We start from the raw sequence: 22,506 nt of genomic DNA, 5'->3' as shown, positions 1-22,506 counted from the left end.
TTATTCCTCCTCTTCGAGCACTTTTTCATACTCTTCAGGGGACAGTAATTCTGCGCTGTCCATGTCCACGCTGTCAAGCTCCACGAACCATGCGCCATAGCTGTCGTCGTTGATCATCTCCGGGCTGTCCGCAAGCGCCTCATTCACTGCCGCAACCGTACCCGCAATGGGCGCATAAACATCGGACGACGCCTTGACGGACTCCACGACCGCAAGGTTATCGCCGCGCGCGAACACATCCCCTTCCTGCGGCAGCTCCGCATATACGAGGTTCCCCAACGTTTCCTGGGCATAATCCGTGATACCGATCCGTGCTTTTTCGTCGGGCATGACCTCTACCCATTCGTGCGATTTTGTGTACTTTAAATTTTTGGGAACGTTCATTTTTTGATCCTCCGTTTTATTTGTTTGCTTTATAGAATGGAAGTTTTACCACTTCCGCTTTCAGCTTTTTCCCGCGCACCTCTACAAAGAGCGTTTCTTCCTCCAGCCCCGACGGTACGAGAGCAAGAGCGATCGCCGCTCCGAGCGTGGGCGACATCGTGCCCGAGGTGACCCTTCCGACCTCCGCGCTGCCCGCAAAAACCTTCGCCCCTTCGCGGACGATACCGCGGTCAATAAGCTTTAAACCAATCCGCTTCCTAAGGCGCGCCGGTGTGAGCGCCTCTTTGCCGATGAACTCGTCCTTATCCACCTTGATGGCAAAGCCGAGCCCCGCTTCACGCGGGGTGATCTCCGCCGAAAGCTCGTGCCCGTATAAGGGCATTGCCGCCTCCAATCGCAGCGTATCGCGCGCGCCCAGTCCGCAGGGGATGAGGCCGTATTCCTCCCCAGCTTCCATCAGCGTATCCCACATACGCTCCGCATATTCGTCGTTACAATAAATCTCAAAACCATCCTCGCCCGTATAGCCCGTACGCGAGACCAAGCAGGGCATCCCCGCGATCCGCGCTTCCTTGACGAACGTATAATATGCCTGCGGGATGCTGCCCTCGCCCGCTGCCTTTTGCAAAATTTTTTCCGAAAGCGGGCCTTGCAGCGCAAGCTGTGAGACTTGGGCGGAAATATCGCTGAATTGTACGTCGCCCACCAGGTTTTTTTCCATCCATGTAAAATCTTTATCTTTATTCGCGGCGTTGACGACGATAAAATATTCGTCCTCCGCCATTTTATACACGAGCAGGTCGTCCACCGTCCCGCCGTCTTCGTAACACATAGGGCTGTAACGCGCCTGTCCCTCTTTCAGGTTGCGAAAATCGTTCGTCAGGATATAATTGGCCGTCTTTAAGGCGTCCGGCCCGGCAAGGAAGAACTCACCCATGTGCGATACGTCAAACAATCCCGCTTTTTCGCGCACCGCCTTATGCTCGCTCAAAATGCCGCTCTTGTATTGTACGGGGAGGGAATACCCCGCGAACGGGACCATCTTGCCCCCTGCGGCCACATGCTTATCATAAAGGGCTGTTTTCTTTTCCATCTGCTTCCTCCATTATATTCGCGAATCTCTTTTTGGTCTGTTTGGTCAGCTCTTCTGCCGCCGGCGTTGCAGCAACGCATAAACCGCCGGCCGCCGGCTGCCCGTTTTCATGAAAAGCCTTACATATTGATATTACAACAGTGGGAGGAATACCGCAAGCGCCCGCTGTGGACACAGTGTAAATTTTCCCCATGGCAAAACGAACGACATACCGAATACCGTATTCGTCCTTTTTAGGCCTTAGATCGATACTGGGGATCTTATTTTCCGGCACAGCTTGAAAAGCTGGTCTTTTTAAAATGCGTGCTTTCGTATTGGTTTAAGATAGCGGGCTCTACCATAGGCATTACCGCGCACTCCCGGCGATAACACTTAGCGGGCACCGACCCCTGCGTGCATTTTTTCCACGGAAGTTTTCCATTCCGTGCAAAGGCCAGGAAATCGTCCTGTATTTCTTTCGCGACCTTCTTTGCCTTTTTGACAGACGGCGTCAGAAGGAAAATCAGCTTGCCCATACCTGCGCCGAAATTGCCGAACACAAAGGGGATATCGCTGGAATGGAAGGTATGCAATCCGCTCACCTTCATGGCAGCCGTTTCATAATCAAAGCGGTACATCCATACGTCGTTTCGCAGGCTGCGCGTCTGGGCAAACCACACGCTGCCCATGCGAAATACCATATCCGTAAGCATCATCGTCTTGCCGCGCCGTTTCCCGTAACGCTCCTGATAGGCTTTCGGGATGCACTCCCTGCAAGCCTCGTCTTCGTGGCTGACACCCGCTTCCATGATGCCGCCGATATCGATGATCTTTGCCAGCGGAGGGATATGCAAAAACGACATTTCCTCCCTTGTCGTCCCGATCAGCATAGGGATGCCCTGTCCTGCGCCTGCGGCTGCCGCCGGGATCGGGTAATCCGGTACAAGGCCGCCGTCCACGCTGATGCGGAAAGTTCCCGCACCCAGTCCGCACGCAGAGCAAAACGCCTGTTGCGTCCCAGCAAGCTTTCCCGCCGGGATCTCCCGCAGCTGTTCTGGCGTGTCGATATGCATGAATTCCAAAAAACATTGGGCAGTCCGCTGCCCTTCCTCTTTTCCTTGCAGCAGTGTTGGCCCGCCGCTCATCACAATACATTGATGCAGCAGGCCTTGCGCTGCGGGAAGTGTGGCAAGCACAGATGTTGCCGTCCCGCCTGCGGACTGCCCGAATACCGTCACATGATCCGGGTCGCCGCCGAACGCATCTATATTATCATGTACCCACCGCAGCGCTTCTATGATATCAAACAAGCCGCAGTTTGCGTCGCAGCCCTGGCCCAGAAAAGAAAAATCCAAAAAACCAAGTATCCCGATCCGGTAATTACATGTGACTACCACCACATCGCCATATCCTGCAAGGTACGCCCCGTTGTAGGCATCCTCGCTGCCCGTACCGCCCGCAAACGAACCGCCATGGATAAAAAAGAGCACAGGCCGTCTTTTTCGATCTGCACACGGCGACCAGATATTGAGCGTCAGGCAATCCTCATCCATATCCGCATTCTTATGGTTTGGTTGCGGACAACAGAAACCAAAGTTTTTGGCTTCCCTTACCCCCTCCCACGGTTTTATCTTCCGCGTCCGTATAAAGCGCAAATCTCCTTTCGGGGCCTCTGCATAAGGGATCCCTCTCCACACATATACGCCGTTTTCGCTGTCGCCCTCCACTTTACCTACCGTTGTCCCAACCACTGCGTCGCGCACGCGCCTCATCCCTTTCCATTTCTTATTGAAAATATCATACACCTTTTCCTTTTATTGTCAACATCCCTATGCAGGCAAAAGCGTTTTTCACAGGCGCGTCAACATTTCTGCGTGACATTTCCCCGCACAGGTATTTTCAGTACCGCCCATATAATAAAATAAGTAGAAGTACTGGAATACACATGAAGCAACACTAATAATAATTATGGAGACAAAAACATATGACGATTACACTTGATACTTTAAAAGAAAATATAAACGCTTATCTCGATACGTTTGATCAAAGAGACATCTCGCCGTCCACTTTTACGCTGTATACGCGCAACTTATCGCACATGCTGCACTTTTTCGAGCACGATTTGAAGAAAGAAAAAATAAGTCCCGGGGACATGCTTTCGTTTAAAGACTATGTCGTGAAGACCTACAAGAACATGACGGCGATCAATATGCTGGGTACGGCGAACCGGTTTTTCCGCTTTATCCGCGCGGAGGATTTTTGCGTGGACAACATCAAAAAAGAAGAACCCGACTGTCCTCCGGATATCCTCACCAAGGAAGAATACCGCAAATTACTCGCAGTTTCGGCACGTGAAGACAGCAAGCTTTACTACATTATTCGTACGTTTGCCTGCACAGGCATCAACTACAGCGATTTGGAATTTATCACGGTGGAAGCTGTGCACGAAGGATATGCGATCGCACGGCGCAGGGACAAGCAGTGGACGATTATCATTTCCCGCAACCTGCAAAAGATCCTTTTACAGTATTGTGCGGAAAACGGGATCCACAACGGGATCATTTTCAGCGGCAGGGGCAACAACAAGATCATCGACCGCGGCTACATCTGCCGCCAGCTCAAAGTATTCGGCTCTATGGTCCATATCGATGAATGTAAACTGACGACGCGCGGGCTTCGGTTGTATTTCTCGCGGACGTTTCTGGAAAGCGAAAAAGACGTGATGGAATTAAACGAGCTTCTCGGCAACAAAATCTATTCCAGCCACCAACTGCTCCCCAGCAGGAGTATCGAGGAGAAAAGCCGCGCTCTTTCACGGCTGGAGCTTTAAAACGCCTCCACACTATTTGTTATATCTTACATAGTATGAAAAAGGAACGGGACTCCGTTCTTTTTTCATTTCCAGCGCGAAAAAACGTTGCTTTTGCATTTCTCTTATGATATTATATTGCAAGACAATTTAATCAGATGGCGGCGTAGCTCAGTTGGCTAGAGTACTCGGTTCATACCCGATTGGTCGGTGGTTCGAATCCACTCGCCGCTACCAAATAAGAAAGTTCGTATCGAAGATACGGGCTTTTTTGTTTGATTGTGGAGGATGAGAACCACCGGTGGTTCATGCGAATAAAGCCCGCAGGGCGCAGATGAGCTATCCACTCGCCGCTACCAAATGAAACCTATACGTTAGTATGGGTTTTTTATTTGGGTCGAATGAGGGAATCGAACCAAGAACAATTTGCTGGACTTTACGACTATAAAAGCTTACATGTTAATATACATTGCTTGTAGCAACGGGCAGGTTCTCATACAATAGTGATAAAGACTAAAAGAAAGGATGTTATCCTGAATGTTAAACGAAAACATGAAAGCAATCAGAAAATCAAAAGGACTTTCGCAAGAAGAACTTGCTGTCAAGTTGAATGTGGTGCGGCAAACAATCTCTAAATGGGAGCAAGGATTGTCAGTTCCTGATTCTGAAATGTTAATCTCCATATCGGAAGCGCTTGAAACACCCGTAAACGCTTTGCTTGGAGAAGCTGTTGTTGAGTCGAAAGCCGCTGACTTAAAAGCAATTTCAGAAAAACTGGAGATTATAAACTTACAGCTTGCACAAAGGAAAACCACAAGACGAAAAATACTTCATTGGCTACTTATCTCATTGTGTGCGGCCATAATAATAATTTTTGCGGTCTTGACAGTCTTCAATAGTCCTTACTTAGATTGGGATTATAGTGATCCTGAAACCAGCGTTATCGGAGTAGCTTTTCACGCATTTGAATGGCTGTTTGTCCGATTGGCGCCGATTATCCTTATCGGGGCAATCGTTGGAATTTTCCTAACACGGAAGAAAGGATAAAGCTTCTTTACACTGACCATTCAAAAACCTAATCACATTCTTAGCGTATCCTTTAGCAGCTACCACATAAAAAGTCCGTATCGAAAATACGGGCTCTTTTTATGTGATTGTTTTTGGTTTTGACCCACCGGTGCATATATCTAACATATCCGTATCACCAAATTTTTCAAGTGCAATTTGCATGTCCAATGAGTTACAGATATTGAGCTAGCTGGTTTGTCGCAGGTGTTGGATGTTCCAATTCAGTATTTTTTCGATTAAAACAATTGATTTTTGCAATTGTCTGAACGGAGCATCGATTTCTTATTTAAACTTCACCGCCGTACCGTACGCCAGCACTTCGGCCGTGCCCTGCGATATTTCCGCAGTCGTATACTTTACATTGATAATGGCATCCGCACCATATTTTTGCGCGTCCTGGATCATCCTTGTCGTAGCGATTTCCCGTGCCTCGTTCATCATTTCCGTATACTCAATGATTTCACCGCCCGCGATGTTGCGGAACCCGGCCAATATATCCTTGCCGATATGCTTTGCCTGGACGACCGCGCCCCGCACCAGGGTGATTACCTCAAGGTCTCTTCCCGTAATAAAGCTGGTATTTACCAATATCATACTCTTCCTCCTTTGTTTTTCCTTCAGTATAACATGTAAAGCACGAGGCGGTCTATAACCGCGTGCCGTGATCCGCTTTTTTCTCATTCCATCTATCTTTTAGACTATTTTTATGCTATATTTAGAATGATATTTCTAGTGGGAAACAAGAGGTAATTATGATAGTAACGGACGAACAAAAACAAAGGATACAGACCGCGGAGCAGATGCTCGGCGAAGCCACGGAATCCCTCGACCTGCCTGCCCTGCGCGAAGAGCTTGCGGAGCTCACTGCGAAAATGGAGGCACCGGATTTCTGGAACGATGTGGAAACCGCAAATAAAATCACCCGGCAGGAAAAGCCGCTGAAAGCCAAGATCACGCTGTGTGAAAAGCTCCACTCCGCCCTGGAAGACTTAAAAGTCCTCGTGGAGATGGTGGACGAAGAACAGGATGAAGAACTTCTTTCCGAGCTCAATATCGAGCTTAGCGAATTTGAAAAAGATGTGACCGATTTTCATCTGCAGACGCTCCTTTCAGGTACATACGACGCAAACAACGCGATTATCTCGCTGCATGCGGGCGCGGGCGGCACCGAGGCGCAGGACTGGACGCAAATGCTCATGCGTATGTATACGCGCTGGGCAGAGCGCCACGGCTATGATGTCAGGATACTGGATTCCCTCGACGGGGACGATGCGGGCATCAAAAGCGTGACCATGCTGATTTCCGGTGACAATGCTTATGGCTATCTGCGGAATGAAAAAGGCGTGCACCGGCTGGTGCGTATTTCCCCGTTCGATTCCAATGCGCGGCGGCATACGTCTTTTGCCTCGCTTGATGTAACCCCTGAAATCGACGATGCGGACAACGATATCGAAGTGAATCCGGACGATATCCGTGTGGATACTTACCGGTCTTCGGGAGCAGGCGGGCAGCACGTCAACAAAACGTCTTCCGCGATCCGTATCACGCACTTTCCGACGGGTATCGTCGTGCAATGCCAGAACGAACGTTCGCAGCTCCAAAACCGCGAGACCGCGATGCGCATGTTAAAATCCAAGTTGGCTGAAAAACGCGAGGAAGAACGCATGGCACATTTGGCGGAGATCAAAGGCGACCAAAAAAAGATCGAGTGGGGCAGCCAGATCCGCTCCTATGTCTTCTGTCCGTATACGATGGTCAAGGATCACCGTACAAACGTAGAGACGGGCAACATCAACGCAGTGATGGATGGCGACATCGACGAATTCATCAAGGCCTGCCTGATCCAGGGTTTTTAAAGGGGCACCCCATTGACAGCGCGCAGCGGACGCGCTGTTTTTTTACAAAAATTCACAATTTGTTCATAATTACACGTACTTGTTTCACGCCTGCAAAATTTTTATAATGGTGACAATAGAAATGTTCAGATGGGATATGAGGAAGGTTTGCTAACGGAAAAAAAGAAAAAAATTTGGAGCTTGATCGGCAAGAATACAGCCTCCTTTGCTTTTTGCATGGGCTGTATTTATTTATTCCTTTTTCTGTTTGGCCCCCAAAACACTTTGCCCTCTGTAGCTGTCGTCGTCGGCCTGATGACTTTCCCGCTTATAGACGTAAAAACCAACCACCTGCAATTTTCGTTGGCTATTTTTCTCCTGTTCCCCATCATCGGCCTCGTCTCCGTACTCTCCCTTTTAAATGTCTGGCTGGGTATCCTGTGCAATTTCGGCATCGTGCTGCTCATCCTTTTGCTCACGACTGAGCCGCAGGACCTAAAGCCATATGTTACGTTTTTGTTGTGCTATATTTTTTCACAAGGAAGTCCCGTGTCAAATATAGATGCTTTTTTTTCACGTATGGTTTGTCTCACAGCCGGCGGGCTGGCGGTTGCAGCCGTAACCTATTTTACATGGCGGCATAAACAAAAAGACAGCGTGCAACATAGCCTGCGCGAGCAAATCCGCATTTCCGGCAGGCATAAAAGTTTTATCCTGCGCATGGCGCTCGGTCTTACGATAGCCGGGATCATCGGCTTCGCGTTGCACTTGAAAAAACCAATGTGGATCAGTATCGTCGTCTTTTCCCTGACACAAATCGATAGCAAGGAATCGCGCCAGCGTATCAAATATCGCGTGATCGCTACGATCATCGGCATCTTCCTGTTCCTCCTGTTCTGCCAGTACCTGATCCCACAAGAATATATCTTTTTCTTCATTATTTTTCTCGGTTATCTGAGCACGTGGGTCAAGGAGTATAAGTATACGCAAATCATCAATACAATCAATGCAATTAACGCCAACCTTGTGTTATTTGATTCCACCACCGCTATCGGAAACCGTTTTCTCCTTCTTGGTATCGGTATTGCCATCGTCCTTGCCATGTATTGCTTAGACCATATCGCCAGGCATTTGACCGGGAAGCGGCACGTGCATCCAACGATGCAATCGAACTAAAAGACCGGTCATGGGCAACAATTCGTCTTTTTGTGCCCTTTTTACATTTTTTAATGTTGCGCCTGCCTGTATGGGGTATGTAAAAAGCGACTACATTTCGTATTTCATGGAGCAGGAGGAATCATCATGAATCTAAAAATCAGCGTTCTTTTTCGTGCCATTCCGCTTCTGATGGGCGCCATATGCCTCGGATTCGGACTCTATGTAAAAGGGATGGCCATCGGCGACGGCTATCTGATCGCCGGCAATGTGCTTATGTCGCTCACCGCGATCTGTATCGCCCTGTTTTCGACAGCCGCGACGATCATCCGCCAGATCATCAAACGTTTCACCAAAGCGGACAGGATATTTTATCCCATCCTGGGCTATGCCGCCGGCATCATCACTTTTATTTGCGGCGTCATGCTCTTTACGTCGGGCGATACATCGGCGGACATCGTATCAGGCAACGTCGTATCCGGTGTAGGGCTCATTGCGTGCTGTGTGGCGACGGTAGCGATCTCGTCCGGCAAATTCAGCAAAATTACCGCAAACTCATCCAACCTCACCTACGGCCAGCCGGTAACGGATGGATATTCCAGAGGAACTTATGCCGTCTACTACAGCATCCCCATTATCTGTACCGTTATTGCCCTGATCCGCGGTATCCTGTTGCTCGCAGACGGCAGCACGCCCTCCCTCGTCGCCGGGCATGTCATGATCGGCCTGGGCCTTATCTGCACCTGCCTGATCGCCCTCGTGGCTACGATCCTGCGGCAGATACAGAATACCTTTGGCCAGCAAGAGCGCTGGAAATGGAGCATTTTTGTTGCCGTCCTTGGCACGGTATGCCTTGTATGGGGCATCCTGCTCATGATCCCGTACAGCGCGGCTATGGTAGCGCCGGGCTTCGTGCTCATCGGGCTTGGCATGATCTGCTACAGTATCTCAAGCAAGGTGCTCCTGCTCGCTTCCGTATGGAGGCGCAATGCACCGCTTGCAAAGCGTATCCCCATGATCCCGGTAATGACTGCGCTGTCCTGCCTATTTTTGGCGGCGTTCCTCTTTGAGGCTTCGTACGCAAACCCCAACTTCTTCGTGCCCGCACATATTATGGTCGGCCTTGGCGCCGTATGTTTCACCCTTTTCGCCATCGTTTCGATCCTCGAATCGGGCACTTCAAAGTCGTGACCCCGCCCTTTGGAAAACGTGCAACAAAAAACAGGAGAGTAACCTCCCCTGTTTTTTTATCTCCCTTATTTTGCGACCGGGAAGTATATCTCCGTGATCAGGTCGTCCTCCGGCACTTCGTGCGGATTGTTGAGATACTTTTCATACGGCTCTCCGACCACGCGGTAACCGTTGTCCTCGATCCATTTGACGAGCGCGCCGTACGTCTCGCCGAGGGCCGCATAAGCCCCCAAATGTGCCGCCATTGCGCACAGCCCGCCGGGGATCGTCCGCGATATACCGCTTTTCTGCGAAATGATCGCGCCCACCTCCGCGTCCGTATGCTCCGGGTCAAACTCGTTGCCATGATACATCGCTATGACCCCGCCGCTGCATGTAAGCCCGTTGTCCTGTAGCTTTTTCATCGCTTTAGCATACAGTTTGTCAAAATCCCTGATGGCGATCACGTCGCGCTCGCTTACCAGCTCAAACGGCTTTGTCTCTATCAATTTTACTTCCTGCGTTCCCTTATTCATGATATCGATTCCTTTCTTTAGCAGATCCATGTCCTCCCGCATTTTTGCGAGGGTGCTTTGCCGATGTACGATATCCTTTTTCTGTTCCTCGTACTTCACAGCGAACCGCGCCGCCACCATGTTTGCGTCCGCATGCAGCAGCTCTGCAGTTTCCTCCAGTGTGAACCCGTAATCCTTGCACTTCAAAATAAAGAACATATCACGGAACTGCGATGCTTCGTAATAACGGTACCCCGTCTCGCCGCTCGTATGCGCAGGCGTCAAAAGCCCGATCCTGTCGTAGTGGCGCAGCGTCTTGGTCGTGACCAGGCACAGCGCTGAAAATTCTCCTATCGTAAACATCAGCTTTCTCCTTTTGCTTTTGGATCGATCCTTAAGACCATCATATCCCTTGCCCTTGGGGCAAGGTCAAGTACTTTTTTAAAAATTTCGCTTATGAAAAAGGAATACCTTTTGGTATTCCTTTATTTTTCCGCTTTTCTTAACGTATGCATCGCCTTTTCATAATCATACTTGTGTACATAGACATAATAAGTATTCGTTTTGGCAGGCTCCGCGTAGCGCGTCGCAATCCCATTGCTTGTGCGGGCATCCAATCCGCGGCCTCCAGACCATGAATTTTTCATATCGGCTTCATACTTGATCTGGCTTCCTGAAAGCGCATTTTTCAGCTTCATAAAAAACTGTTCGTCGCTTCCCATCCAGACTTCTTTTCGGTTCCACGGCATCATTTCACTTGTTTCCTCCTTGTGCCACAAAACTATGTTTTTACGCTCACCATATCATACTACCAACCTATGGGATAAGCAAGCGTTATTTGCATTAAAAAAAGGAACGTTTTTCATGCGTTCCTTTTCCTCGTTTTCATCAACGGATAGATCCCAGGCAGCCTGCCTTAACATATTTATACCGGCCGGAAGAAACGCATACGCTTATGTCAGGCGTTTTTCCCGCAGCAATTCTTATACTTTTTGCCGCTGCCGCACGGACAGGGCTCGTTCCTGCCTACCTTCTTTTCCACGCGTACAGGCATTTGCGCCTCGCCGGCGCTTGCGCCCCCCTGTACGTTCCTCCGCTGTCCCTGCGCGATCGGGTTCCCGTCCTCGTCCACGTTCGCCCGCGCGCCCGCCACTTCTTTTTGCTCCACCTTGCTCTCCACTTTGATGTGGTACAGCATATAAATGGTCTCTTCGCGGATCGCGTCCACCATCGCGTCGAACATATCGAACCCTTCAATGCGGTACTCGTTGATCGGGTCGCGCTGCCCTAAGGCACGCAGCCCGATGCCGCGGCGGAACTGGTCCATCGCGTCGATGTGGTCCATCCACTTGGAATCCACCACGCGCAGCAGTACCATACGTTCCACGTCGCGCATATTGAAGCCCGCGCCGTCCATTTCTTCTTCCTTCTTGGTATATGCTTCCCTGACTGCGCTCAAAAGCTCATCGCGCAACACGGGGATTTCCGCCGTCTCTTTTTCGTCGTCGCTGTAATGCTTTACCTTCAAGGCAAATACGCGTTCAAAGTAAGCATACAGGTCGTCCCAGTCCCATTCCTCCGAATATTTCCCTTTGGGGCAATAGACGCCGATCGCATTGTCCACCAACGTTTCCACCATACCGGTGATATTGCCCGTGATGTCGTCGCCCATCAGAACCTGCTTACGCTGGCCGTAGATGACTTCACGCTGCTTGTTCATGACGTCGTCATAATCGAGGACGTGCTTCCTCAAGTTGAAATTGTTGCTCTCGATGCGTTTCTGCGCCGTTTCGATCTGCTTTGTAAGCATGCCGAACTCCAGCGGCATATCGTCGTCATCGCCGGAAAGGCGCTCCATCATCGCCTTGATACGGTCGCCCCCAAACAGGCGCATCAAATCGTCTTCCAGCGCGATGAAGAACTTGGAAGACCCCGGGTCTCCCTGGCGTCCGCTGCGGCCTCTGAGCTGGTTGTCGATACGGCGGGATTCGTGCCGCTCTGTACCGATGATCGCCAGCCCGCCGAGTGCGACGACTTCTTCGTGCTCCGCATCCGTGATCTTTTTATGCTTTGCCAAAAGCTCCGCATATTTCTTGCGCGCCGCCAGGATCTCCGGATCATCCGTTACCGCGTGGCTGACCGCGTTCTCGATCATCTCATCCTCCATGCCGTCCATGCGCATTTCATTCCTCGCGAGGTAATCCGCATTGCCGCCGAGGATGATGTCCGTACCACGGCCCGCCATGTTGGTGGCGATGGTGACCGCGTTTTTCTTACCGGCCTGCGCCACGATCTGCGCCTCGCGCAGATGGTTCTTCGCGTTCAGCAGCTCGTGTTTTACCCCCCTACGTACCAACAGCGAGGAAAGGTATTCGTTGTCCGCCACCGAGACCGTACCCACAAGGATCGGCCGGCCCGTCGCGTGCAGCGCTACGATCTCATCCGCCACAGCGTTAAATTTTCCTTTTTTTGTCCCGTAGATCGCATCGTTCAGGTCTTTACGGATCATCGGACGGTGTGTGGGCACTTCCACGACGTTCAAGTTGTAGATGCTCTGAAATTCGTCTTCCTCCGTTTTTGCCGTACCTGTCATGCCTGAAAGCTTGTTGTACATACGGAAAAAGTTCTGGAAGGTGATGGTCGCGAGCGTCTTGGATTCGCGCTCCACCTTCACGCCCTCTTTTGCCTCGATCGCCTGGTGCAGCCCGTCCGAATAACGGCGGCCGATCATCAGCCGTCCTGTGAATTCGTCGACGATCACGACTTCCTTTTCGTCCGTCACCACATATTCGCGGTCGCGGATGAACAGGCGGTGGGCCTTTAATGCCTGGTTGATGTGGTGCACGATCTCCGTGTTTTCGATGTCCGTCAGGTTGTCGAGCTTAAAGAACTGCTCCGCTTTTTTAACGCCTTCTTCCGTTAAGTTGATGGCTTTCATCTTTTCGTCGACTTCGTAGTCGTCCTCTTCTTTTAACTTGCGCACGAACCTGTCCGCCTGCTGGTAAAGATCCGTACCCTTGTCTCCCTGTCCCGAAATAATGAGCGGCGTACGCGCCTCGTCGACCAGGATGCTGTCCACCTCGTCGACGATCGCAAAGTTGAGTTCCCGCTGCACGAGGTCGCTCTTGCGGATAACCATGTTGTCACGCAGGTAATCGAACCCCAGCTCGTTGTTCGTGGAATATGTGATATCACAGGCATATGCCTTCTGCTTCTGCGCCTTATCCATCTCGCGCGTCACAAGGCCCACCGTGTACCCAAGGTAACGGAATACCTTGCCCATCCATTCGCTGTCGCGCTTTGCTAAGTATTCGTTGACCGTGACGATGTGTACGCCTTTGCCGGAGATCGCATTCAAAACCGCCGGCAGTGTCGCTACCAGCGTTTTCCCTTCACCGGTCTTCATCTCTGCGATATTGCCCTGGTGGAGGACAATGCCGCCTAATACCTGCGCATAAAAGTGTTTCATCCCCAAAACGCGCCAGCTTGCTTCGCGTACCTGTGCAAACACATCGGGCAAAAGAGCGTCCAGCGATTCGCCGTTTTGATGACGCTTTTTGAATTCCTCCGTCATCGCCACGAGCTCGTCGTCGCTCATTTCTTCATAAACCGACGAAAGCGCCTCTACCTTGTCTGCGAGCTTCTTGACCGGACGCAGCGCCGAATTTGAAAACAATCCCATAAATATTGTAACCTTCTCTCTTTATATACAATAATTGTTAGTAAACCAATTCCTTACATTTTATCAAAGTTACTATATGAAGTAAATCCAATCGCTTCAAAATCTACAAAAAGTTTATAAATACATTGTGCTTTGCCTCCCGTTTCTTTATAATAAGCGTAACAAAATCTGCGGCAGGAGATTCGTGTCCGTGGTTGCAAGCCGATGCCAGTCGCAGGCGAAGCGGTCCACGTAAGCACGTTTTTCGTGTGAGCATAGTGCGGCTAGACGTAAGACCGTCCTTCCAAAAAGGAAGAGAGGGGTAAGAGTGGCCAAATGGCTGCGGGGCTCCCGGGCGGCGAATGTGGGGGAAAAGACCAGGTCGGGCGAATCTTTTGCCGCAGATTTTGCGTTTTTTAAAGGAAACAGGCCATGGTATGCAGAATACCTTATATAATATCAAACGGAAGGGGCGAACTACATGAATATCAATATTTCCGGCAAAAACATCAATATCTCCAATTATTTACGCGACATCGTAAATAAGAAAGCAGGCAAGCTGGAACGCTACTTCAAACCGGACACGGAAATGCAGGTAACGCTGTCCATCGAAAAATCCCGCCATATCGCGGAGGTCACGATCGTGTGCGACGGCCTCGTGCTGCGCGGCGAAGAAGCGACGGGCGATATGTATTCCTCGATCGACGCCGTACTCAAAAAGTTGGAGCGCCAGATGCGCAAGCACCGCACCAAGCTGGAGCGCCGGCTTCATGAATCCGCTTTTGACGAGGATACCGTATACGATTATTTTGACGAAGACTTTGAAGAAGACGAACCGCAGCTCGTACGCAAAAAGAAATTTGCGTTGCGCCCGATGGATGTAGAGGACGCGATCATGCAGATGGATCTCCTGGGGCATAATTTCTTTGTTTTCCGCAATATGCACAACAACGAGGTAAACGTGCTCTATAAGCGGACAGACGGCAATTACGGCCTCATCGAACCACAGTAAAAAAGAACAAAAGCGTTGCCAACAGGCAGCGCTTTTTCAGTTATATTGGAAATTCTTTGGAATAGGTGAACACCATGACGGACGCGCCTGCATCTTTTAAGGGCCGCATCGCTTCGCTCACAGTCATGCCCGTCGTATAGATATCGTCTATGAGCAGGATATTTTTTCCCTTCACGTCTGCGCCCTTTTTGAGGGCGAACGCACCTTCGATGTTCTTTTTCCGCTGCCGCGCGTCGAGCTTGAACTGCGGCTTTGTGTCCCGCGTTCGTTCCAGCACACTCCTGCACGGGAGGCCCAGCAACACGCCGAGGTGTGTAGCGATCATCTCGCCCTGGTCGTAGCCACGCTGTTTTAGCCGGTTTTTGTGGATGGGAACAAAGGTCAGGAAATCCGCATCGACCTCGTAGTCATTCAAAAAATCCGCCATCTGCTGTGCAATAAAAACAGAGTACCGGGGCATGCCGTTATATTTGAACTGGTGGATCAGGGATCGTACCGGCCCGTCGTAGCGGTAGGCGTACAAAAGCCCGCCGTCATAAAAACCGTCGCGGTTTTTCAGCGCCTCCACCTGCTTTTCGCACGCCGTGCACGCAAGCTCCCCCTGCGGTATTTCACGCGCGCAATACACACACTGGCTGCCGGTGAGCGTTAGTTTTTTCAGCAGCTCATAGAACCTGTTCATTCCCCGTTATCCTCGCAAGATAATTCAGTTCCCGCTTCAAGATCGTGTTGCGGCGGCTTTTCTGCGCATTGCCGACCATATATTCGTAGGTGCGCCGGCTGCCGATGACCACTACTTTTTTCCGGGCGCGCGTCACACCCGTATAAAGCAGGTTCCGTGCAAAAAACGGATTGACGGCATACAGCATGGGCATCAGGATCACGTCAAATTCGCTGCCCTGCGATTTATGGATCGTATAGGCATACGCGCCGTCCAGCTCGGCCAGATCGGGCAGTTCGTACTGGCAGCGCTTCATATCCTCGAACAATACATCCGTCACACCGCCGCAGACCGTTTCCACCGTCCCGATGTCCCCGTTGAATACGCCTTCGCCCATCTGCACGCTCACGTCGTCGCGCCACTGCCGCGCGTAATTATTCTTGATTTGCATCACACGGTCGCCCTCGCGGAAAATACGGTCGCCAAACAGGATCTCGCCTTTGTCCTTTGCTTTGGCATTCACCGTTTCGCGCAGGGCGTTATTCAATTCCAACGTGCCCAGCTCCCCTTTTTTGATGGGCGCGACCACCTGTACGTCGCTGCCCTCCTTCCAATACCTGGCGTAAAGCTCACATATGGCTGCGCGCACCTCGCCCGGCGTTTCCCGTTCGATAAATTCAAACGTTTCATCATATTCCCCGTCCGCCACGCCATTGAGGATATCGTAGGCCGCATCCGCGATGCCGCCCGCATTGCGGAACCGCTGCGTCAGCTTAACGCTCGTTACCGCGTCCGACTCGATGACGTCGCGCATCACGTTGCCTGGCCCTACGGACGGGAGCTGGTCCGCATCTCCCACGAGAATAAGACGCGAACCCTCTTTTAAAGCGTTCAGAAGGTTGCGGAACAAGAACACATCCAGCATGGATACTTCGTCCACGATCACCGCGTCCGCCTCCAGCGGGTTTTCCTCGTTCCTGCGGAAGTAGCAATTGAATGCATCCTCGTCATACGAATATTCCAGCAGCCTGTGCAACGTGGATGCCGCGCATCCCGTCGTTTCCTGCATGCGTTTGGCCGCACGTCCCGTAGGGGCGGTCAGCGAACATTCCAGCCCCGCGCTGCCCAGTATTTCGAGCACCGCCTTAAGGATCGTCGTCTTGCCTGTCCCAGGGCCGCCGGTGATCACGCACACCCTGCTTGTGACCGCTGCGCGCACTGCGTCCTGCTGCTCTTGTGTCAGGGAATATTCCCTGGCTTTTTTCTGCAAAAGCGCGTCTGCGCCGCGCATCCCCGCCGGCGCGGACGCGCACGAAAGAGCAAACAGCTTGGCTGCGCACCTTGTTTCTGCGCGGTATGCCGTTTCCAAAAACACCGCCTGCATATCCGGATAATATTTGCGCAATACGACCTCTTTGGTAAAGGCCAGCGACAACAGCGCGTTCGTCACGCTTGCCTCGCTCACGCCGAGGCGCTGCGCCACATGCGGGACGAGCTGCTTACGGAACACGTAGGTGCTGCCGCGCGCCAGCATCTTTTTCAGTACGTTCAATATGCCGTTTTTTATGCGGAAGGGAGAATCGTTCAAAATGCCGATCTGCATGGCGATCCTGTCCGCAATCATAAAGTCGATCCCACGCACATGGTCGATCAGGACATATGGATTTTCACGCACCTTTTTGGCAGCGTCCTCCCCCAGCTCCGAAACGGCGAGCGTCGCCTGGCGCGTGGTGAGGCCCATACCCATCAGGTCTGCATACACATACTTTTTCAGTGAATATTCTTTCATGGCCGCGTGTACGCTGTCCGCCAAACGTTTGGAGACCCCCTGCACCCGCGCAAGCTCACGGTGGTCGTTTTCGATCACCTCGAACGTTTCCTCGCCGAACTCTTCCACGATGCGGCGGGAAAGCGTTTCACCCAATCCCTTGATGAACCCGCCGGACAAAAACAACACGATATCGTTCAGGTCTTTGGGCAGCGTACTTTCGTAAGACTGCACCGAAAACTGCACGCCGTATTTGTTGTGCGTTTTATAGGTACCAAAAAAGCGCGTACGTTCGCCGGGCTTTAGGTCGGGCATGTTGCCCACCGCAATGGTGGGCTCGCCTGCATCGACTTCCGCCACGGTATAACCGTCCGCGCTCTCATAAATAATACTTACTACTGTTCCAACTATTTCGGTCGTCAAATCTCTTTCTTGATGGCCTCCACCATATCAAGCTTCTCCCACGGCAGATCGAGGTCGTCGCGGCCAAAGTGCCCGTAAGCAGCCGTCTGCCTGTAGATCGGGCGCTTTAATTGGAGCTTTTCGATGATCGCGCTCGGGCGAAGGTCAAACAGCTTCGTTATGATGTCTGCAATCTCCGTGCTGTGCTTTTTGCCTGTGCCGAACGTTTCCACAAACACGGAAACCGGACGCGCTACGCCGATGGCGTATGCAAGCTGGATCTCGCAGCGGTCTGCAAGTCCTGCCGCAACAACGTTCTTCGCTACATAGCGTGCCGCATAAGCAGCGCTCCTGTCAACCTTGGACGGGTCTTTCCCGGAAAATGCGCCGCCGCCGTGGCGTCCCATTCCGCCGTATGTATCAACAATGATCTTTCTTCCCGTAAGGCCGCTGTCGCCCTTCGGCCCGCCGATGACAAAACGCCCGGTCGGGTTGATGTAGATTTTGGTATCGTCGTCCATCATCTCGGCCGGGATGATGGGGTTGATGACCTGCTCGATCATATCGCGCCTGATCTGCGCCTGTGTCGCTTCCGGGTCATGCTGTGTGGAAACGACGATCGCGTCCACGCGGAGCGGTTTCCAGTTTTCGTCGTATTCCACCGTCACCTGGGATTTGCCGTCAGGACGGAGGTAATCGAGCGAGCCGTTCTTTCTGACTTCCGCCAGGCGTCTGGAAAGCCCGTGCGCAAGATAGATAGGCATCGGCATATAGGCCGGCGTTTCGTTGCACGCATACCCGAACATCATACCCTGGTCGCCCGCGCCGTTTTCGTCTTCGTCGATATCCTCTTTTGCTTCCAAAGATTTATCAACGCCCATGGCGATATCCGGCGACTGTTCGTCGATGGATGTGATCACGCCGCATGTCTCGCCGTCAAAGCCGTAATCCGCTTTGTCAAAGCCGATCTGTTTGATCGTTTCGCGCGCGATCTTTGCGATGTCCACATACGCGTTTGTCGTGATCTCGCCCATGACGAGCACAAGGCCTGTGTTGACTGCCGTTTCACACGCTACGCGCGCATTCGGGTCCTGCGCCAGGATCGCGTCCAACACGGAATCGGATATCTGGTCGCATACTTTATCCGGATGTCCTTCTGTTACGGATTCCGAAGTAAATAATCTTCTCATTGTATTTCCTCCATATATTTTACATAAATATGTATGATTTCACTAATTACTAATTATAGCAAAGACGCCGGCTGTTTTCAATCAAAAAAACTGCACAGAGTGCAGTTTTTCATTTGCATACGAGCTTACGAAGCCCACGGCGCCATACCCGGGAAAAAGATGCTCGAAAGCATGAGCATGATAAAGCCGGCTACAACGTTGCCGAGGATCACCAGCGGGATCGCCTTTGCGGGCTTTAGCCCCAATACGCTTGCGATCAGCGAGCCTGTCCATACGCCTGTACCTGGCAGCGGGATCGCTACGAAAATGAATACGCCGAGGTATCCGTATTTTTCGATGCCGCCCTTGTGTTTTTCCACCTTACCCATCAGCCAGTTGGCAAAACGGTTGAAAAGCTTCACCTTGCTTCTTTGCATCCAGCGGATGATACGTTCGATAAAAATAACGATGAACGGCGCCGGCAAACACGAACCGAGCAACGCAAGAATATAGGTCGTCCAGAAAGGGACTCCCAGCCCGAGCCCGAGCGGGATCGCTCCCTTGAGCTCGATGATCGGCAGGATCGACGTGCCGAAGACCGTCCAGTAACTGATTGCAGGAATCACTGCCTCCATGTAAAATACCTCTTTTTCTTTTCTAAAACAATACAATAATACTGTATCTGTGATATAATTTCAATGAAAACGGCTGTATTTTAGAAATATTTAAGGAAATCCAAAAAGCATGAAAAAAATTTTAGGCGCCCTGCGCCGCGCAGATGAACAGTTTTCAATGATCCGTCCGGGCGATCGGATCGCTGTCGGATTGTCCGGCGGTAAGGATTCGATGTTGTTGCTGTATGCTTTGAAGCTATACCAGAAATATGCCAAAAAAGAGTACGGCCTGTGCGCCGTCACCATCGACCTCGGCTTCGGCAACTATGCGACGGAGGTCATGCAGGGCTATGCGGATGGTCTTAACGTCCCGCTCACCATCGTCAAAACCAATATTTCCGAGATCGTTTTCGATATCCGCAAAGAGAAAAATCCGTGTTCCCTGTGCGCCAAAATGCGCAAGGGTGCGTTTTACGAAAATGCCAAAAAGCTTGGCTGCAACAAGGCGGCCTTCGCCCACCATGGCGACGACGTGATCGAGACGTTGCTTTTAAGCCTCATGTACGAGGGACGCATGAATACCTTTTCCCCCAAATCCTATATGTCCCGGCGCGATATCACGCTTTTGCGCCCGTTCGTGCTTTTGCGCGAACAGGATATCCTCTCCGCAGTCCGGCGCGCAGGCATCCCCATTGCCAAAAACCCCTGCCCCATTGATTTTTCGACAAAGCGGGAGCAGGCCAAAGACATCGTAAAGTATTTGAACACCCTTTACCCAGCGGTGGCGGACAATATGTTAAACGCCATCAAGAGCACACAAACCTATAATCTGTGGGACAAGGATTTTTCAGGATATTAAGATTTTCACGATACAAAAAACCCGCGAGCCATAACGGTTCGCGGGTGTCTTTTTGATAAAATACTTTTTTAACGCTTGGAGAACTGCGGAGCACGACGTGCAGCCTTCAGGCCGTATTTCTTTCTTTCCTTCATTCTCGGGTCACGCGTCAAGAAGCCTGCCGCTTTGAGCGCGCCGCGCAGCTCAGGCTCCGCTTTGATCAGCGCCCGGGCAATACCGTGACGGATCGCGCCTGCCTGGCCGGTATAGCCGCCGCCCTTTACGTTTACGAACACATCATAGTTTCCCATCGTTTCCGTAAGCACGAGCGGAGAACGCACCAGCATTTTCAGTGTTTCATAACCGAAATACTCTTCGAGGTCTCTTTTATTGACAGTGATACCGCCTTTGCCTGCCATAATGCGGACTCTGGCGATAGATTTTTTCCTTCTACCTGTTCCTAAGAACTGTTCTTTCTTTGCCATCTTTTTGCTCCCTCCCTTACAGCTCGATTACTTCGGGTTTCTGAGCCGCATGGTCATGCTCCGCACCCTTGTAAACGCGTAATTTCTTGAGCATCTTCCTGCCCAGCCTGTTTTTAGGAAGCATTCTCCTTACCGCTTCGTACAAGGCAAATTCCGGTTTCTTTTCCATCAGTTCCTTGTAAGGCGTTTCCTTGAGTCCACCCGGGTATCCCGAATGGCTGCGGTATAATTTCTGTTCCAGCTTCTTTCCTGTAAATACTACCTGATCCGCGTTGATGACGATTACAAAATCGCCGGTATCAACATGCGGGGTAAATTCCGGTTTGTTTTTGCCGTGGAGAATACTCGCAACTTTGCTTGCGAGCCTGCCGAATACCTGTCCCTTGGCATCGACAACATACCACTTCTGCTGCACTTCACCGGGTTTCGCCATATATGTTTTCATTAGGCTTTCCTCCCATGGTATATCCATATTTTTCATTGGTGCGCAGCCTCTCCCGCCTGCAGGATGTCCCAAGTCCTGCGGCAAAATCCGCCGCTTTTGCGCATACACAGGGCTAATTGTGCATATAGGCGCATTGAATATTTTACTGAAAACACGCGCAGTTGTCAAGTATTTTGATTAAAAACAACGTTTGAAACGCGCATACGGCATGTTACAGTTCAATATAAAACAGGACGATGTCTTGGTATATCCCTTCTTTGTCACGGAATCCGCCGCGCACCATGCCGATCCGCTCAAAGCCGATCCGCTCATAAAGCGCGATCGCTGCAGTATTGTCCGCCACCACGGCGTTGAACTGCAGGATCTGGAATCCCAGCTCTTTTCCGCGGACGATACTGTCCCTGACAAGCTGCTCGCCGATCCGCATGCCCCGGCAGCCTTCCTTTACCGCATAGGAAGCATTGGAAATATGTCCGCACCTGCCGATATTATTCGGATGCAGGATGTACAGGCCCACGACCTCCCCGCGGCGGACGGCAACGCCCGCAAAAGATTGTGCGGCAAAAAACGCCGCAGCCTGCTGCTCGCTCATCTCCTCTTCCTGCGGAAACGCGTTTCCCGCAGCTACGACACTGTTCCACAGCTCTGTCATCTGCGGAATATCCCGCGGCCCGTATTTCCTGATATCCAACGTTTCACCCATAATATACTTCCACCAAAAACAATCCCTGCGCCTGTGCCGTTGCTCCCGCAAGCGTCCTGTCCTTTTTGTCAATCGCCTCTTTTACCTCGCCCGGCTCCATCTTGCCCTTGCCGACCGCGATCAGCGTACCCGCCATGATACGCACCATATTGTATAAAAATCCGCTCCCCTTTACGTCAATGTAAATATATTCGCCGTCGCGGCAAAGCCTCACTTCGTTTACCGTGCGTACCGTTCCCTTGATGTCCGTGCCCGCTGCGCAGAATGCGGAAAAATCATGCGTGCCTTCCATATACTGCGCCGCCTGCTTCATGCGCTCCAAATCAAGCGGCACTGGTACAAACATACTGTATAACCGGCTCAGCGCCCCTTTTGCGCGCGCGTTTCGGATCACATAGCGGTAATGCTTGCCCTTTGCGCAAAAACGCGCATGGAAATCGTCCGCCGCTTCATATGACCGCATGATGCGGATATCGTCCGGCAGCACATCGTTCAGCACGTAAAAAAACTTGTCTGCCGGGATATCTGTCTGCGCATCAAAATGCGCCACCTGTCCTAAGGCATGTACACCCGCATCGGTGCGCCCAGAACCATGTACCGCCGTCTTTGTCCCCAGCGTGGCAAGCAAGGCTTCCTCCAGTTTCTGTTGGACGCTGACGCCGTTTTTTTGTATCTGCCAGCCGCAATAATTCGTGCCGTCATATTCGATCACCAAAGCGATACGCAATGTTTTTCTCCCT

General features: G+C 51.4%; 22 protein-coding genes and 1 tRNA gene. 8 read left to right on the top strand and 15 right to left on the bottom strand.

The genetic code is table 11. The features are described from left to right. The 3 genes from gcvH to BN6471_RS04420 form a co-directional block, all read right to left on the bottom strand. Nucleotides 1–384, bottom strand: coding sequence for a glycine cleavage system protein GcvH (gcvH, locus tag BN6471_RS04435; protein WP_066645922.1), 384 nt, complete (start codon nucleotides 382–384; stop codon nucleotides 1–3). 16 nt (nucleotides 385–400) lie between these two features. After that, entirely contained in the window at nucleotides 401–1,477 is a 1,077-nt protein-coding gene (gene gcvT / locus BN6471_RS04430) for a glycine cleavage system aminomethyltransferase GcvT (protein WP_066645921.1), read from the bottom strand. Between the two features lie 260 nt (nucleotides 1,478–1,737). After that, nucleotides 1,738–3,261, bottom strand: a complete 1,524-nt coding sequence (locus tag BN6471_RS04420; RefSeq protein WP_066645915.1) for a carboxylesterase/lipase family protein — start codon at nucleotides 3,259–3,261, stop codon at nucleotides 1,738–1,740. A 179-nt stretch (nucleotides 3,262–3,440) separates the two neighbouring features. Here BN6471_RS04420 and BN6471_RS04415 point away from each other — a divergent pair, with 179 nt between their 5' ends. From BN6471_RS04415 to BN6471_RS04405, 3 genes are all read left to right on the top strand, one after another. After that, a complete protein-coding gene (locus BN6471_RS04415; RefSeq protein ID WP_066645913.1) occupies nucleotides 3,441–4,286 on the top strand; it encodes a tyrosine-type recombinase/integrase in 846 nt (281 codons plus the stop codon). Nucleotides 4,287–4,425: 139 nt separating this feature from the next. Next, nucleotides 4,426–4,502, top strand: a tRNA-Met gene (locus BN6471_RS04410). 300 nt (nucleotides 4,503–4,802) lie between these two features. After that, nucleotides 4,803–5,312, top strand: a complete 510-nt coding sequence (locus tag BN6471_RS04405; RefSeq protein WP_066645912.1) for a helix-turn-helix domain-containing protein — start codon at nucleotides 4,803–4,805, stop codon at nucleotides 5,310–5,312. A 303-nt stretch (nucleotides 5,313–5,615) separates the two neighbouring features. Here the strand turns inward: BN6471_RS04405 and BN6471_RS04400 are convergent, their stop codons facing one another. Beyond that, nucleotides 5,616–5,927, bottom strand: a complete 312-nt coding sequence (locus tag BN6471_RS04400) for a YbjQ family protein (protein WP_066645911.1) — start codon at nucleotides 5,925–5,927, stop codon at nucleotides 5,616–5,618. Nucleotides 5,928–6,085: 158 nt separating this feature from the next. On the opposite strand from BN6471_RS04400, the gene prfB reads away from it, so the two are divergent. The 3 genes from prfB (at nucleotide 6,086) to BN6471_RS04385 (ending at nucleotide 9,514) form a co-directional block, all read left to right on the top strand. Beyond that, nucleotides 6,086–7,189 (top strand): peptide chain release factor 2, encoded by a 1,104-nt coding sequence (prfB, locus tag BN6471_RS04395; RefSeq protein WP_066645910.1) that lies wholly within the window; start codon nucleotides 6,086–6,088, stop codon nucleotides 7,187–7,189. A gap of 147 nt (nucleotides 7,190–7,336) precedes the next feature. Beyond that, on the top strand, nucleotides 7,337–8,344 hold the full coding sequence (locus BN6471_RS04390) for an FUSC family protein (protein ID WP_162270177.1): 1,008 nt from the start codon (nucleotides 7,337–7,339) through the stop codon (nucleotides 8,342–8,344). 126 nt (nucleotides 8,345–8,470) lie between these two features. Next, complete coding sequence (locus tag BN6471_RS04385; RefSeq protein WP_066645906.1) at nucleotides 8,471–9,514, top strand: DUF2776 family protein; 1,044 nt, start codon at nucleotides 8,471–8,473, stop codon at nucleotides 9,512–9,514. Between the two features lie 65 nt (nucleotides 9,515–9,579). On the opposite strand, the gene BN6471_RS04380 is transcribed toward BN6471_RS04385, so the two are convergent. From BN6471_RS04380 to secA, 3 genes are all read right to left on the bottom strand, one after another. Beyond that, nucleotides 9,580–10,371, bottom strand: coding sequence for a MerR family transcriptional regulator (locus BN6471_RS04380; protein ID WP_066645904.1), 792 nt, complete (start codon nucleotides 10,369–10,371; stop codon nucleotides 9,580–9,582). Nucleotides 10,372–10,493: 122 nt separating this feature from the next. Next, nucleotides 10,494–10,760, bottom strand: a complete 267-nt coding sequence (locus tag BN6471_RS04375) for a hypothetical protein (protein WP_066645902.1) — start codon at nucleotides 10,758–10,760, stop codon at nucleotides 10,494–10,496. A gap of 206 nt (nucleotides 10,761–10,966) precedes the next feature. After that, entirely contained in the window at nucleotides 10,967–13,690 is a 2,724-nt protein-coding gene (secA, locus tag BN6471_RS04370; RefSeq protein ID WP_066645897.1) for a preprotein translocase subunit SecA, read from the bottom strand. Nucleotides 13,691–14,150: 460 nt separating this feature from the next. Here secA and hpf point away from each other — a divergent pair, with 460 nt between their 5' ends. Further along, complete coding sequence (hpf, locus tag BN6471_RS04365; RefSeq protein WP_066645895.1) at nucleotides 14,151–14,681, top strand: ribosome hibernation-promoting factor, HPF/YfiA family; 531 nt, start codon at nucleotides 14,151–14,153, stop codon at nucleotides 14,679–14,681. 40 nt (nucleotides 14,682–14,721) lie between these two features. Here hpf and BN6471_RS04360 read toward each other — a convergent pair whose 3' ends face one another. From BN6471_RS04360 to BN6471_RS04345, 4 genes are all read right to left on the bottom strand, one after another. Continuing rightward, nucleotides 14,722–15,363: a ComF family protein gene (locus BN6471_RS04360; RefSeq protein ID WP_066645893.1), complete on the bottom strand. Its 642-nt coding sequence runs from the start codon at nucleotides 15,361–15,363 to the stop codon at nucleotides 14,722–14,724. Continuing rightward, nucleotides 15,347–17,533, bottom strand: coding sequence for an SF1B family DNA helicase RecD2 (recD2, locus tag BN6471_RS04355; protein ID WP_066645892.1), 2,187 nt, complete (start codon nucleotides 17,531–17,533; stop codon nucleotides 15,347–15,349). The genes BN6471_RS04360 and recD2 overlap by 17 nt, the downstream gene beginning before the upstream one ends. Beyond that, complete coding sequence (gene metK, locus BN6471_RS04350) at nucleotides 17,530–18,702, bottom strand: methionine adenosyltransferase (protein ID WP_066645890.1); 1,173 nt, start codon at nucleotides 18,700–18,702, stop codon at nucleotides 17,530–17,532. The genes recD2 and metK overlap by 4 nt, the downstream gene beginning before the upstream one ends. Before the next feature lie 125 nt (nucleotides 18,703–18,827). Beyond that, the gene (locus tag BN6471_RS04345) at nucleotides 18,828–19,316 is read right to left on the bottom strand and encodes a COG2426 family protein (RefSeq protein WP_066645888.1); all 489 of its coding nucleotides are present in this window, start codon (nucleotides 19,314–19,316) and stop codon (nucleotides 18,828–18,830) included. A gap of 109 nt (nucleotides 19,317–19,425) precedes the next feature. On the opposite strand from BN6471_RS04345, the gene BN6471_RS04340 reads away from it, so the two are divergent. Continuing rightward, nucleotides 19,426–20,154 carry a tRNA 2-thiocytidine biosynthesis TtcA family protein gene (locus tag BN6471_RS04340; protein WP_066645887.1) on the top strand — a complete coding sequence of 243 codons (729 nt, stop codon included), beginning with the start codon at nucleotides 19,426–19,428 and terminating at the stop codon, nucleotides 20,152–20,154. Nucleotides 20,155–20,222: 68 nt separating this feature from the next. On the opposite strand, the gene rpsI is transcribed toward BN6471_RS04340, so the two are convergent. The 4 genes from rpsI to truA all read right to left on the bottom strand — a co-directional run bounded on the left by rpsI (nucleotide 20,223) and on the right by truA (nucleotide 22,493). Continuing rightward, a complete protein-coding gene (gene rpsI, locus BN6471_RS04335) occupies nucleotides 20,223–20,618 on the bottom strand; it encodes a 30S ribosomal protein S9 (protein WP_066645885.1) in 396 nt (131 codons plus the stop codon). Nucleotides 20,619–20,634: 16 nt separating this feature from the next. Next, entirely contained in the window at nucleotides 20,635–21,063 is a 429-nt protein-coding gene (gene rplM, locus BN6471_RS04330; protein ID WP_066645883.1) for a 50S ribosomal protein L13, read from the bottom strand. A gap of 211 nt (nucleotides 21,064–21,274) precedes the next feature. Further along, nucleotides 21,275–21,766: a GNAT family N-acetyltransferase gene (locus BN6471_RS04325; protein ID WP_066645881.1), complete on the bottom strand. Its 492-nt coding sequence runs from the start codon at nucleotides 21,764–21,766 to the stop codon at nucleotides 21,275–21,277. Beyond that, nucleotides 21,759–22,493, bottom strand: coding sequence for a tRNA pseudouridine(38-40) synthase TruA (gene truA, locus BN6471_RS04320; RefSeq protein WP_066645879.1), 735 nt, complete (start codon nucleotides 22,491–22,493; stop codon nucleotides 21,759–21,761). Before truA ends, BN6471_RS04325 begins: the two co-directional genes overlap by 8 nt. Nucleotides 22,494–22,506 lie beyond the last annotated feature (13 nt).

This window comes from Christensenella timonensis, assembly GCF_900087015.1.
GTDB classification, from domain to species: Bacteria; Bacillota; Clostridia; order Christensenellales; family Christensenellaceae; genus Christensenella; species Christensenella timonensis.
This window is presented reverse-complemented; position numbering and strand designations above follow the sequence as displayed.